The 14,560-nt window shown below is 47.2% G+C and carries 11 protein-coding genes; 3 read left to right on the top strand and 8 right to left on the bottom strand.

Features of this window, described 5'->3' with window-relative positions; all coding sequences use genetic code 11:
- Positions 1-846: 846 nt before the first annotated feature.
- The 7 genes from ACFVRY_RS13605 to ACFVRY_RS13575 all read right to left on the bottom strand — a co-directional run bounded on the left by ACFVRY_RS13605 (position 847) and on the right by ACFVRY_RS13575 (position 10,558).
- Positions 847-1,518 (bottom strand): YitT family protein, encoded by a 672-nt coding sequence (locus ACFVRY_RS13605; protein WP_066363870.1) that lies wholly within the window; start codon positions 1,516-1,518, stop codon positions 847-849.
- A gap of 466 nt (positions 1,519-1,984) precedes the next feature.
- Positions 1,985-3,763 (bottom strand): glycoside hydrolase family 36 protein, encoded by a 1,779-nt coding sequence (locus ACFVRY_RS13600; RefSeq protein ID WP_387500717.1) that lies wholly within the window; start codon positions 3,761-3,763, stop codon positions 1,985-1,987.
- A 300-nt stretch (positions 3,764-4,063) separates the two neighbouring features.
- Positions 4,064-4,954, bottom strand: a complete 891-nt coding sequence (locus tag ACFVRY_RS13595) for a carbohydrate ABC transporter permease (RefSeq protein ID WP_387500716.1) — start codon at positions 4,952-4,954, stop codon at positions 4,064-4,066.
- Between the two features lie 17 nt (positions 4,955-4,971).
- A complete protein-coding gene (locus tag ACFVRY_RS13590; protein ID WP_066363875.1) occupies positions 4,972-5,874 on the bottom strand; it encodes an ABC transporter permease in 903 nt (300 codons plus the stop codon).
- Between the two features lie 28 nt (positions 5,875-5,902).
- Positions 5,903-7,579, bottom strand: coding sequence for a type 2 periplasmic-binding domain-containing protein (locus tag ACFVRY_RS13585; protein ID WP_387500715.1), 1,677 nt, complete (start codon positions 7,577-7,579; stop codon positions 5,903-5,905).
- A 122-nt stretch (positions 7,580-7,701) separates the two neighbouring features.
- Positions 7,702-8,742 (bottom strand): response regulator transcription factor, encoded by a 1,041-nt coding sequence (locus tag ACFVRY_RS13580; RefSeq protein WP_387500714.1) that lies wholly within the window; start codon positions 8,740-8,742, stop codon positions 7,702-7,704.
- A complete protein-coding gene (locus ACFVRY_RS13575; RefSeq protein ID WP_387500713.1) occupies positions 8,735-10,558 on the bottom strand; it encodes a sensor histidine kinase in 1,824 nt (607 codons plus the stop codon). Before ACFVRY_RS13575 ends, ACFVRY_RS13580 begins: the two co-directional genes overlap by 8 nt.
- A 300-nt stretch (positions 10,559-10,858) precedes the next feature.
- Here ACFVRY_RS13575 and trhO point away from each other — a divergent pair, with 300 nt between their 5' ends.
- The 3 genes from trhO to ACFVRY_RS13560 all read left to right on the top strand — a co-directional run bounded on the left by trhO (position 10,859) and on the right by ACFVRY_RS13560 (position 12,824).
- Positions 10,859-11,755, top strand: a complete 897-nt coding sequence (gene trhO / locus ACFVRY_RS13570; RefSeq protein WP_387500712.1) for an oxygen-dependent tRNA uridine(34) hydroxylase TrhO — start codon at positions 10,859-10,861, stop codon at positions 11,753-11,755.
- On the top strand, positions 11,725-12,429 hold the full coding sequence (locus ACFVRY_RS13565) for a helix-turn-helix transcriptional regulator (RefSeq protein WP_387500711.1): 705 nt from the start codon (positions 11,725-11,727) through the stop codon (positions 12,427-12,429). The genes trhO and ACFVRY_RS13565 overlap by 31 nt, the downstream gene beginning before the upstream one ends.
- A 131-nt stretch (positions 12,430-12,560) precedes the next feature.
- Entirely contained in the window at positions 12,561-12,824 is a 264-nt protein-coding gene (locus ACFVRY_RS13560; protein WP_387500710.1) for a hypothetical protein, read from the top strand.
- A gap of 559 nt (positions 12,825-13,383) precedes the next feature.
- Here the strand turns inward: ACFVRY_RS13560 and rsgA are convergent.
- Positions 13,384-14,397 carry a ribosome small subunit-dependent GTPase A gene (gene rsgA / locus ACFVRY_RS13555; RefSeq protein ID WP_387500709.1) on the bottom strand — a complete coding sequence of 338 codons (1,014 nt, stop codon included), beginning with the start codon at positions 14,395-14,397 and terminating at the stop codon, positions 13,384-13,386.
- Positions 14,398-14,560 lie beyond the last annotated feature (163 nt).

Raw genomic sequence — 14,560 nt, 5'->3', positions numbered from 1 at the left:
TCAAAATGAGATATCTCATGAATATAATCGAATTTAGATTTCAATTTTCAAAACAGCTCTGTATTTACATTAATCAGCACTCATTAGATCAAAACTCATATATACAAAATTAAAAAACTACGCCGAATGTGTAAATGCCGGCATAATTAAATGTCCATTTTTAAGTAATAGTTGATTCTAAGATTTCGTACTCTCAAATGTATTAACTTCCTCCAAGCGATTTTCTCGAAAACTGCGTATTTAAATAATCCCTTAATCAGCGCTGTTACGATATTCTTGTCCATTTTCGGCAAAGAAATCGAGTTCTTGTCCAGAGAAAAGGATTAAAACCTACTTCCTTTGCAGATACATCCCTAGTTTGACCGGCTGAAGTTAATCCAAGCTTTTGAACTTACATCTGAATCTGCGCTTAAGTAGAGCTTCGGTGGTGCTTAGCCAGTCTCTCGTGAATTTCCGACGTGGCAAAGGGACTATGGGTCTTCTTACCTCAAACTATCCAAGTTTCAAATTGTTCTACCACATGCTATCTTTAAGAGGAAACTACTTCGCCGTTTTCTGCAAGAAGAAGTTATGTGTTTCCCAGAGAATACAAGACCTCTAAATCGCTTAAAATCACACTCTCTGCAGAAAGCTATGGTGTTCAACCTATACACGGAGTCAACTTAAGAATCTGACACTATGAGTCGATAAATTATGCTAGGGACAGGGTATGGGCCGGTTCTCGATACCTAATTCTTAAGTTCATCTTATGTAGCGATTAAAAAAACCGGCCAGAAATTCTGACCGGTCTCTCACTAATAAGTCTATATCCATAGCTGACTGATCATCCTCAGCCTTGCATTCCAATTATCGCACATTCTGGGGGTTGCCCAGCGGTGTTGGCAATTTCGGCTTTGGCGCTTTCGCCAGCTTTCCTTTGCCAAAAGAGGTTGTAAAGGTAATTACATAACCTGCCACAACGACAGCCATAACCGTGTATAGTGTCTCTTTCAATGGCATATAGAAGAGGGACAGTGCCAGCACGATAACATCCATCAGAATAAATACAGTGCCAACCTTAATACCTTTCCATTCACTGATCAGCAGCGACAAAATATCATCACCGCCGCTCGCCCCGCCTGCGCGAAGCACCATTCCAGCTCCCAGACCTGTCAGTACTCCTGATAACAGAGCCGCAACCGGCAAATTATCATGCAGATTGATGACCCATCCAGAGTAATGTTCCATCAGTCCGTAGAAGAGTGTGAACGCTCCTACAGAGACACATGTGTTCAAGACAAACGCTTTTCCTTTGAAGAACCAGGCAATCAGAAGTACTGGTATGTCTAGGATCAAAATAGAAAGTGAAGGCGAAATGCCCAATACATATTTACCAAGCAGCGATAATCCTACGAATCCGCCCTCGGTCAAATGGTTCTGATAATTAATGTGATAATACGTAAATGCAAGCAGCAATGTTCCTAACAAAATGACTGTCAACCGCAGCAGAAGCTCTGCTCCGTGATTGTGTTTCCTCATACTGGTCTCCCCTTATCGTAAATGGCGGCTAAACGTCCCACCAACCTCTACGACGGGTTGAACCGGAGGTATTGCTCCTTCGCATAATGCTACTCCCTTCCCTCGTAGAGGCGGCTTCGTCAATTAACGGTACGCGCATCTTCGACAGGGAAGCTAAGTATAAGACAGATCATAACGTTTCCAAATCGTCCTTTGGGGATTCGTCCTTCGGGGACACATGGTATCCTGATCCTTTCTTTAATTTGATAAGTTCTGTTTACATTATACCACGCGAAGAAGAGACTCTAAACACCTTTGTGTAAAAATGATCATTTCGCCCTTTCTCTTTTTCTCCCATTATATTTTAAAAAACGTTAAAAAATACATCGAAATGCGCTAACAATGGCATTATTTCGAGAAATACGCTTCGGTTTGTTAAGCCAATGTAAAAAAGAGAGAATGCAGATATCTGCACTCCCTCTTACTTTTATGCTTGTAGTCGGGTCAAAATGGCTGCGCCCGCGCGTGGCACCGGCACCTCCAGCAGCCCTTCCCGTAGTTCCAGTGTCAGCCGTTCCGTGACTTGCCCGCGGCAGTCCTTAATCACGGCCACATACACAGCAGGATCGGACGTCCATCTGACGACTACATTATCGGTATAAGTTCCGTTGACAATCGCCAATCGCTCAGGCGCTCCCTCCGGCGTGATAACCATTTCAGCATAACAAGCGATCACCTGAACGTTGTCTTTGCTCGCCGTCACCAGCGGATACAGCAGTTCCGGGTGCTCCGGAGACAAGGTTCCACGCAAGAGCACATCACTGTATTCCCGGCTGAAGTCGGTCCAGAACCGCAGCATCGCCAGCTTCTCCTCTCCAATTTCTGCGAGTCTCACAGAAATTTGCAGCACAGAGAAGAGACTGTTGATGAACTGCATAGCTGAGCTGGCAGTGTCCTCACGCGGATTGAACATAATCATATCGGAATGCACAGCCGTATCGCCGGACAGCAGCCGAAGATCAAGCGTGCGCACACGGTTCTGAATAGAATCGTTAGGGCAATCCCCCGCTCTGAAAATGTTGCCGTACTTGCGCATTAACGGTCCGATATAGCTCTGACGGAACTCAATCAGAATATCCGGCTTGATCGCTTTGAGCGACTGCATGATGTCGGTGAAGAGCCGGTCTACCGCTTCCGGAATGGAACGATAATCACGGCCGCCCCCTTCTACCGGAAGTTCACCGTCTCTCGGCTGAAAGCTGTCCACAAAATCCAGCTTCAGTCCGTCGATGCCCCACTCCGTCACCGCCTGCTGGTAAATGTGCAGGAGGTACTCCCGCACCTCAGGGAAGCGTGGATCCAGCACACCAGCATCTAGTCCTTCCTCTACCTTGAGAACCTTATCTTTGAAAATGTCCCAGACCCTGCTTTTTCGACCGACGAAGGGCACGGAATACCACAGCATATACTTCATACCCAGATCATGCACTCGATCCACATGCGCTTTCATATCCGGGATCTTGGTCTCACAGACCTCCCAGTCCCCGGTAAACGCATATCCCCGGTTGTTATCATCTGTCTGCCAGCCATCGTCGACGATAATCGTATCGCAGCCGATTTCACGGGCCAGACGGCATTCTTCCTCAAGTGCGACATCAGTCAGCTCCTGATGGTAAGAATACCAAGTAGAGTACATCGGGAGCAGGGCAGCATCAGGAACGCCAGCAGGCTCAAGACCCGGCTGCCCCTCCCACCAACGGCTAACCTCTGCCAATGCCTCATGATACGGGATATCTCGGGTATCAATCCGCAGTACCGCCTCGTATACCTCCAGGCTAGGTACAGGCTCTTCAAAGAGCTTCAGTGAGCAAAGGAAGGAGGAATCCTCCTCATGAATACCTGCCTTCACCTCAATCTTGTTCAAGACATCGGTGAAAGCAAAGGTCATACGGTTTCTTCCGGCAAGGTTTAACAAGGCCGTCACAGGCGCCTGCGAAGAGTTCCGGCTGTTAAAACCGGAGCCCCAATCAATCTGGAATGCCCGATTTCGCTCCACGCCGGGATGCCACATCGAATGGATATCGAGGGCTGGAATCGACCAGCTAATTGTACATACTGGCGGGATACCGTCTCGCTTCGCCTTTAAGCGAATGCCAATGAACAACAGATGTTCCTCAGTCCGTTCAAAGGTCTTGGATATTTCAAAGAAATCTTCTTCGCTTACCACACTCACGGTAGGGAGAAGATCATCAATCAAATTTGTCATAGTTCCTCCTGTTGGGTTCTCTCCTAGTGATAGCTGTATAAAATGAACTTAAGAAGCAAACGTAAGGCTCGGCGTCACTACGGTGAATGTTTGGACTTCCGGTCGCTGTTGTAGCCAGATTTCTTCTTTAATAAACCGCTCTTAGCGGTTGAAATCTGGCTACAGTCCATGCTTCCGATTCGAGCTTTCCTGAGGAAAGCTTTCAGGCGAACGCTAACGCTCCTACAGTTCCAAACCTTCCCCTTCGTTCCTTCTCGCTTTTTGTTGCTTTTTGTTGCTTTCTTTTGTTCATCTTGTATATCAGCCCTTAACCGAGCCGATGGTCAAGCCGCCGATAAAATACTTCTGCAAGAACGGATAAACTAGCAAGATCGGCGCCGTTACCACAATTGTTGTAGCTGCACGCAGCGTTAGTGGCGACAGACTGTTAAACTTCTGGTGTAGAAGTTGCTGATCCATGATTTGTTGTGAAGCTTCTACTTCCAGAAGCAATCGGCGCAGATAGACCTGAAGTGTGTCATAATGTCCGCTGGAATTGTACAGCACCACATCAAACCACGAATTCCAGTGCGCTACCGCAGAATAGATAAAGATCGCTGCAAATACCGGAAGCGACATTGGCAGCACCAGCCGGATATAAATCTTCAGCTCGGTAGCACCATCAATTCTCGCAGATTCGAACAGGGCTTCAGGAAGCTCAGAAATATAGGAAGACATCAGTAGCATATAGTACGCGCTGATTAGAGACGGAATCCAGTACACATGGAAAGAATCCGTTAAGCCCAGCTTTACCATGAGCAGATAAGTCGGAATCAGTCCCCCGTTGAAGTACATCGTAACCAGAAACAACACACGGAGGAACTTACGTCCCGAGAAATGCCGGACGCTGACGATATAAGCCAGCAGACCTGTGACGAACAAACTGGTGCTCGTACCCACGGCTACACGAAGAGCGGACCAGCCGAAGCCCTCCAGTAGCTTGCTGTTCTCGAACAACAGCTTGTAGGCATCGAATGAGAACACCCGTGGAAAAATGTAGATACCGCCACGCGCCGCGTCTGCACCATCATTCAGCGACAGCGCCAGCAGATTGAAGAATGGATAGGCTACAGCAATACCGAATAATGACAGTACGAGAATATTTACAATATCAAATAAGCGTTGTGACCAAGGAACCGATCGTGAAGTCATCGGATGCATTCTCCTTTCTAGAAAATAGACGTTTGCATAAATTTTCGGGACAAGCGGTTGGCTGTTATGACCAAAGTTAATCCGATCAAACTCTTCATCAAGCCGACCGCAGTACCATAGGAGTAATTACCAAGTTGAACCCCGAACCGGTATACATACGTATCGATGACTTCATGATAATCCCTCGTGTTAGGACTTCCCAGCAAGAGCTGCTGTTCAAAGCCCGCATTCAGAATACCGCCTAGCGCAAGAATGAATAATAGTACAATTGTGGCACGAATGTTTGGTAGTGTTATATGCCATACCAGCCCAAAGCGCCCCAGACCATCTACTCTGCCAGCTTCATACTGCTCCTTGTCGATCCCGGCAATAGCAGACAGGTAAATGATCGAGCTAAAACCGACGTCCTTCCACAGGTTGGCGGAAGTCAGAATTCCCCAGAAATATTTACCTTCGCCAAGGAACAAAATCGGTTTGTCGATCCAGCCGAAGCGGACGAGCAAATCATTGATAATACCGTCACTTCCCAGAAGGGTGAACAGGATGCTTGCTACCACGACCCATGAGATGAAGTAGGGTACATAAGACAGAGACTGAATGGTTTTCTTAAAAGCCTTGCTTTTCACTTCACTCAGCAGCAGTGCCAGCAGAATCGGCGCTGGAAAGCCAATCAGCAGATTTAGCATACTGATGACAAGCGTATTTCTAATAATCATCCAGAAGTCAGGCTCGTTAAAGAACCGGACGAAATTGTCAAAGCCGATCCAGTTTCCGAAAAGGGATTGCCCTGGAATATAATTTTGAAAGGCGATGACTAACCCATACATCGGATAATAGGCAAACATAAGCACCCATAGGATGATTGGCAAACTTAGCAGCCACAGCTGCCGTTCGCGGGAAAATCGCTTGAGGTAATTCATAGTAGGTTTCCCTCCAAATCTCTCCTTGTTATTTCACGAGCGCGAGGTTCTTTTTATATTCCTCAGTGCGGTACTGCTCGAGATCCTTCAGACCCAGCTTGTTAGCCTTGTCACGCAGCTCATCGAAGTTACGGGATGCTTCATCCTCAGACTGGGACATAATGACTTTAACAAATCCTGTTTTAATGAGATCTTCGACCTGCTGATTCTTGATCGTAAGCGGGTTCTCATTGGTGAAGCTGACACGCTGCTCCGTATTGTCATAGATCGTATCTTTGACATTATCATTCATCAGCTTCTTCCACTTCTCATCCGCGATGAAGTTCTGATCGAACCAAGCCGTGCTCTTGTTATCATCACTCAGCAGACCTTGCGGATAAGCCAACCAGAAGGAATTGCTGCCGTTAGCTGTCTCGGTCTTTTCGAAATCCAACTTGCCGTCCAGGAGCGTCTGCTTCTGCGTCTCATTGAACGACCATTTGCCGTCACCTTCATAGTTCCAATAGGATTCCGGCAGGTTCGGAATACCCCAGCCCATCAGACGCGTACCGATCGGCGAAACCGTGAAATCAAGGAACTTGATAATTTCTTCAGCATTTTTCGCTTTATCTGTGACTACTGTGTAATTCCAGCCATGGGTATTCTTAGCGGACAAATAAGCTTTCTCTGCGTCAGGAGCTTTGAATGCCATTTGTACGAAGCGTTTGTCTTCTTTGTAGTCCGGATCTGTTTTTTGCCAGATTTCATGGCCAGCATTCCAGGATTGCCACCATGGGCCGATATGGCCGGCGATACGCTCGTTGGAGAACTTGATTTTCCAGTCGTCGAACTTATTGATAAATGCGTCTGGATCCATCAGTCCCTCACGGAAGAAGCGGTTGTAGTAGAGCAGACCTTCCTTGCCCTCTGCTGTGTTCAGCCAGTGAGTCAGGTTGTGATCCCCGTCCTCTTTATAGCCATCTTTCAAGCCCCAGAAGCCGAGAGCGCTGTCAATTCTAACGTCGCTATTCCAGGACAAAGCATAATTCTTCTCACCCTTCGCATTGGTAGGATGTTTGGCTACGATCTGTTTCAGAACATTGTAATAATCATCAGGCGTTTTGATCTCCGGAGCACCAATTTCCTGATACCAATCCCAACGGATGTGAGCGGTAAAATCAGGAATAGGCAGATACCCCCAGCCACGAGGAAGTCCCCACAGCTTGCCATCTGCATCAAGATAGGTCTCATAACGAGAACCCAGCTCTTTCTTGAGATTCGGTCCGTATTTATCTACCAGTGGGGCCAGATCGATGATTTTGCCTTGGGCCTTCCACTGGGAAATCTGGGATTCATCCATGGCCGCAATGACCTCTGGGTAATCGCCGGATACCAACATCAGATTCAATTTTTCTTTAGGATCGACATCCAGAGACGATCTTTGCATATCTACATTAAATTCCTTCAACAAATAATCATGGAACGCTGCTTGTTTCTTGTTGATCTTATCCGGATTTCCTTTCTCTGCTTGGAAAAAGTGAATCTGCGTCGTTTTCTGTGGCAGCTTCCAGCCGAACTCGTTAACCTTCTCCACCGCCGGTGTTGTGCTATCACCCTCGCTAGCAGCATTGCCGCTATTGTTGCCGGATGAATTGCCGCCGCAGGCAGATAATAGCATTACAGATGCCAGCATAGCCGTGCCCAAGACACTACCTTTTCTGCTCATCAGTGTTCCCCCTCTTAGTTGTATTTCTTGTCTACATGGTTATTGTAGAAGATAGCCTGGGGCAAAAAAATGGAGATTTCATTTCGCTATGTTCTTTTCATCACAGAGTGTTAGCGGTTACATTATTGTTGCATCCGTTTTCTAAAATCTGAGGGCGAAAGGCCGATCATCCGCTTGAAACGCTTCGTGAAATGGGAATAATCGGGATAGCCACAGCGCTGTCCAACCTCATAGGTCTTCAGCGATGTATCCGTTAGCAGTGCTTTAGCGTGCTCCATGCGGACATTAGTCAGGTAAGCAATATAGGACATCCCTGTCTCTTCCATCAGCAGATGGTAAAAATAAGTCGTGGAAATATCCAGTGGCTCCAGCACCTTTTCCAGACTCAGCTCGCTGTCTGAGAAATGCTGATTGATATAGTCCATCGCCTGCTGAGTGGCACTGCGCCTTCCCCAATTCCGTTTGTCCCGGGTCTCCGCCAGCTTCCGTTCCAGCCAGTCTCTGAACGATGACTCCAGTGTGGTGTACCCTGGTTCATCGTATGGGATCTCCCATGGGCTGATCATCAATCGGTCCTCCAACTGATTCTGGATCAATGAGGCTGCATTCTCCAAAAGCGTGCGCCGTTCCTCATAAGAAAGTTCCTGATGCGCAAGTAGTTTAAGTAAATTTTCAGTCTCCTGGGAAAGAACCGGTGCATTCGCGGCCCAGAGTGCCGTGCTAATTCGTTCTGCAGCTGAGATAACCGGTGCTAACAACTGATTTTTTACCATCGCCTTCTGGCGGGTGCTGGCACAGCGATCAAACAGTCGACCAACCAGCTCTACAACCAGTTCCTCCTTCAGCGGCTTCAGTAGATAATCCACTACCCCATGGCGCAGGGCGGCCTGGGCATATTCAAACTCCCCATATCCCGACAAAATGATAATCTCACCATCGTAGCCATCCTGGCGCAATCGCTGGATCAGCTCGATTCCATCCATTATGGGCATACTGATGTCTGTAATGACCAGATGCGGCTGTTGAAGCCGTATCAGCTCCAGGGCTTCAGTCCCATTCGTGGCTTCACCCACAATCTGGTATTGAGAATTGGCCGAAGTAAGAATTTTATCCAAACTTTTTCTGCTCATGGATTCATCATCCACAAGGATGATTCTATACATCCTGTATGCCTCCTTGTTGTTCCTGCTCTAATGCCGCGATGTGCGTAGGCAACAATATATCAATACAAGTCCCATCTGGACCAGAAGTGGAGATGAACAGTCCGTACGGTTCACCAAATAACAGCCGCAATCTGGTATGGACATTCAGCAAGCCTATCCCTTTTTGCTTGTTCTCTGCTTCAAGTTCCAGTAGTTCATCTCCGGATAGATCAAAGAGTCGATTATAGTTCTCCATAATACCCGGAGGCATGCCACCGCCCCCATCTTCAATCGAAATTAAATAACCGGCCGCGACCTGCATTTCCGATATGCGAATGTAATTAGGGACAATTTTATATTTATCAAATCCATGCTTGAAGCAATTCTCGACAATCGGCTGTAACATAGAGTTGATTGCTGAGGTCTGTGCTGCCGCCTTTTCAGAGACTTGAATAAAGTAGGAAAGACTCTCATAACGTTCGGCCTGAATCGAGAGATAGGCAGACACATGCCCCAGCTCCAGGGCAAGCGTGACCGTTTCATTCGGGTTCCTTACGCTGTATCGAAACATATCACCGAGGGAAACGATCATCCGACTAATCTTCCGGTTGCCCTCAACAATGGCACTGGCGTTGATAAATTCCAGCGTATTGTATAGAAAATGAGGATGAATCTGAGCCTGCATAGCTAGTAGAAGCGCTTCCTTTTGCTTCACCTCGAGCTCCTTCTCCCTCAACTTGGCCCGGTGCACCGTATCGATGAGTCTCTGAATTTCATCAACCATCTTATTGAAGCCTCTGTATAAACTACCTATTTCTGCGGTTCGGTTCTCTGGCGCTCTGACTCCCAGCTCGCCTAGCTGGGTTCGCTTCATCAATCGCAAGAGTGTCAACAGTGAATTGCTGAGCATGTACATCACCCCACTGACAATAATCATGATCAGCAGGAAGATCAGCAGCAATACAATGGTAGAAATTCTGCTAATCTGCAGTAGAGGCCCGTTCAATTCAGCAAGCGGTACCTCCGCGAACAGTGACAATCCCGTGGTAGTAGAATGAAAGAACATTACAAGTTTGTCCCCCGATTCACCAGGCATCGTCAGCGTCCCCTGACGCTTATCGCCCATAGCTTTGGCATAGTCAATAGACAGTCCCTCATTGGGATGACTGCCAGGCCGATAAATCGCGCTCCCCTTGCTGTCTGCAATCCAGACGTACCCGGTTTTTCCAATCCGCACATTCCTGGCAATCTGGATCAACTCGTCCAGTTTCAAATCAATAATTAACAGCCCGCTGTTGGTACTGTAATTCGTGCTGTTGAATTTAAGCGCAATGGACAGGAAGGGCGGGCTCCATTCATCCTGTTCCAGCCCCATAACTTCAAAAACGCCGGTCTTCGTAATCTTTGCGTTATATTCCTTATATCTCCGCTCCGCAGACGAGAAGCTGGAAGACGATACCGCCCTCCCCTCCCCATTGACTAGAGAGATTCCCCGAATGCCTTCTCGGTTACTTGTTAGCGGATTCAAAAGCTCTCGCTCGATGCGATTGGAGCGCAGAAAACGATCATAGGAACCGCTTACAGAATCATTTAAAAATTGCAACGTCAGATCATTAACCAGGATGGGATACATTTGATGCTCAATGTCCTGAAAATACCTGTCCACATATCTATTCACCTGTTCAACCAGTTGATAGCTTGATTCAATGGTGTTTTGCCGAATGACCTTATGGCTTTTTTCGTACCAGAATTGACCTAGCAGCGGAAGTGGGAGGTACAAAATCAGCATTAACAGTATTATTTTTTTCTGAAGAGAAAGGTTGGCGATTAATTTCATGGTGTCATACTCCTTCTAAACTAGGTAAACCCCTTCATCTATTGTCTAAGTATAATCTTTTTTGCCGTAACGCAATGGTTTCTTCAAGAAGCAGTGAATAAATCCCCATATTTGCGATGATTATGACATATTTATTGTGCTGTTTTTCTCGTCAAGATTCGCATTTAAGCCATACTGCTTCAAGACTATCTCTTGTCAAGCCTAAATAATATGTTACAATACTTTTTATAGTTAAACATTTACTTAGTAGTCAAAGTAAACAGCACGTGAAGTGTAATTCTAATGAGACAGGTGAAAAGAATGAATCCACAATCGGAATATGCAATTCTGCTTTACTATAAATTTGTAAAAGTGCCGGATGCAGAACAATTCGCCCAGGAGCATCTGGCTTATTGCAAAGAGCTAGACGTAAAGGGACGGATTCTCATCTCTGAAGAGGGCATTAACGGAACACTATCCGGTACGATCGCCCAAACTGAGCAATACATGAAGGATTTGCGCGCGAACCCGCTGTTTAGCGATATCGTCTTCAAGATTGATGAGGCAGATGGTCATGCCTTCAAGAAGATCTTTGTACGTTATAAAAAAGAACTCGTGACCTTCCGTGTCGAGGAAGAACTGGACCCTAATGTGATCACGGGAGAGCACCTCGCGCCGAAGGACTTTCACGAAATGTTACAACGTGACGATGTTATCGTTCTGGACGGTCGTACCGGTTACGAATATGACCTCGGTCATTTCCGCGGCGCGATCCGACCGGAGGTAGACAGCTTCAAGGAATTCCCGGACTGGATCCGCGAGAATATGAGCGATCTTAAAGATAAACCAATCCTGACCTACTGTACAGGTGGTATCCGCTGCGAGAAATTAAGCGGGTTTATGATGAATGAAGGCTTCCAGCAGGTGTACCAACTGGACGGCGGCATCGTATCCTATGGTAAAGACGAAGACGTACAGGGCCGGCTGTTCGACGGAAAATGCTATGTGTTCGATGAACGGATCTCTGTTCAGATCAATCATACCGATGAGGATATCGTTGTCGGACGTTGCCATCACTGCGGTAAGCCAGCTGATCGATTCATCAACTGTGCCAACGATGCTTGCCACCTGCAGCATATTTGCTGTGAGGACTGTGAAACAGAGCACAGTGGTCACTGCTCGGACGAATGCGCCGCAGTTACGAGTGCAGCACGCTAAATAAAGGTATAGACAAAGGCGGTGAGCTGACCGTGCAACCCAAAGAGGATTTGTCCACCCGTGAGACGATATTACATCTATTTAAAACCAATGATGAGCTGACAGCCAAAGAGCTGACAGATCGGCTCAGCATTACTTCTATGGCGGTGCGTCGCCATATTGATGCCCTGGAGCGCGATGGATTTATTGAAGCGAGGACCATCCGGCAGCCGATGGGCAGGCCAACAGCGACCTATCATTTGACAGAGCGCTCCAGTGTGCTTTTCCCCAATAAATATCACACCGTCGCCCTGGATCTACTCGATGAATTGGTGCAGGAGACTGGTGAGGATATGGTAGAACGACTGTTTGAACGTCGGAAAGAAAAATTGTTCAAGCGTTATTCTTCTGCCATGGAGAATAAGAGCTTCCACGAGAAAGTCTCATTGCTGGCCGAACTACAGAATGACAATGGCTACATGGTGGAATGGAAGCAAATTGGTGAGGACGATTACGAACTGGTGGAATACAATTGTCCGATTTCCCAGATTGCCAATCAGTACAACCACGCCTGCCAGTGCGAGCTTCAGTTATTCGAGTCGCTGCTTGAGGCGGAGATTTCCCGGCCGGACTGCCTGGCACAAGGCGGACGCAAATGTCTCTACAAAATTCAACGACGGTCACAAGAATCATAAGTTAAATAAAAGGTGGCGCACAGGATATTCTCTGTGCGCCACCTTTTATTAAATTACGTCCAAATTGCCTATTTCCCTATCGCACCTCACGACATATTTTATAGTACATTAGAGAAAGCGGGTGAACGAAGATGCCCAATAATAGTAAAGGGAATAGCCCCTCTAATTCCGGGGGTGACGGTGTAGAGGCGAACGAGCTAAGCGCCGAAGAATATGCCATCATTGGAGCCGGACTGACTGCCCTGGGCGACTTCTTCGCCTTTTTGTCGCTTGTCAAAGCCAGGGAGATTACCAAAGAGACCGGAGGGCAAACCGATGTTACCCCGCTGGCTATTATTAGATCGTATAAGAAGGCAGTAGCTAGACAAAAAGGCCGGCCTCGGAGAAGAAGATAAACTGACTCATTTTACTTTTAGCTGGGTGCATTATGCCCATTATGGAGTGACAACGGATTAGGGATATCTATTATATGCATCTGTCTTCTACATGGAGAGCTCAAATTCCCCTTTTAAATACAACGTAATCCTGTCGTCACGGTCATCCCCGGCCCGCTTCATCTCAGTGTCGCTTGGCTGTTATCACCTGTTGGGTGTGAGACAATGGCTTTATTTAGGGAATAACATTCAAACATTTATGTATGTACAAGCGTTAAACAATAAGATCGTTCTGCACTGGGTAGGGGAATAAAAAGGACCTCGAGGACAGCCGCTACCAAAGCAAAGTAAAACATTTTTCCACACTCAAATTCGCTACATTTTTTCAAGTAACTTTTGCTATGAGGATCACCGCGCCCCTCCGGAGGTTTTAACCATGTCTGCTACAGCCGAACATCTCCTACTGTCCCGCCTAGCAACTCTTTGAGTTGATAATCTGCGCTAGCTATCGTCTAATCGAGCATTTTACTCAGAACAAACACCAGTATTTCGGGCTTTACAAACCTTTCATCATGGTTGTTCATTTCTTGTATCCTCCCTTTTTACCCTTATGTGTCAGGGCAATCGACTTTTGCCACGCCCGTTTATCCATGAGATACCCTGATTTATCATCCACAAACTTGTTTTCCCGCTTCTGTACAAGGTAACGCTTCCAATGCTCTCGCGCCAACAATCCATTGGCTAGGGCAGCACGAACTGCGCAGCCGGGCTCCGTCTGATGGCTGCAGTCATTGAAGCGACACTGTGTGAATAATTCCTCCACATCATTAAATCCTGCGCTGATCCCGTCATCCGCACCGAACAGCCCAAGTTCACGCATACCCGGCGTATCAATAACCATCGCTCCGGAAGGGAGCATGAAAAGCTGGCGATGCGTTGTTGTGTGCCGGCCCCGGCTGTCGACCTCGCGGATACCCTTGACAGTCATCACTTCCTGATTCATCAAGGCGTTTAGCAACGAGGATTTCCCAACGCCGGACATGCCGAGGAATACCACGGTTTTTCCTAGTTGCAAATATTCGCTCAACCCCTCTAAACCACTCCCGGTATGACTGGAAACTACGTGTACCGGCACATCAGGAGCAGTTCTCTGAACCTCAGCTAACTGTGCTCCGAAATCTGGGGCCAAGTCAGCTTTTGTTAAGATTACGACAGGCTGGCCGCCGCTCTGCCGTGCCTGTGTCAGGTAGCGCACGATGCGGCTGACCTTGAAATCCCAGTTTAGGGACGACACAATAAATACGTAATCAAAATTAGTTGCTACGACTTGCTCCAGTATGGTTTTGACATGCCCTGCTGCGTGTCCCGAATAGTCAGCGCGGGAAAATTTCGAATGGCGGGGCAGCAATTTGGCAATGCGCGAAGCGCCGTTCTCGTTGTAATGTATAAATACAAAATCGCCAACGCACGGAAAATCCTCTCGAGTCCCTGCAGTGTGGTAGAACGCGCCCTTTAATACAGCCGTCACTTCTCCTTGTTCGGTGATGACGGTATATTGGTCTCGCTGAATTTCCGTAACCCTTCCGGGTATCAAACCTGTCGGCGGCGTTTCGGCCTCGATATAACCGTATTGTTCCAAATCAATCATTGAACCAATCCTCTCTTAAAAATCAAAGTTGTTACTGGACTTAAAAATACTTCGAACAAGCAGCCTCCTAAGAAACTGCTGTTTCGGGCGAAAAGCCAAAAAGTCGGCT

Source organism: Paenibacillus sp. NPDC057934 (assembly GCF_042887565.1).
Taxonomy (GTDB): Bacteria; Bacillota; Bacilli; order Paenibacillales; family Paenibacillaceae; genus Paenibacillus_AQ.
This window is presented reverse-complemented; position numbering and strand designations above follow the sequence as displayed.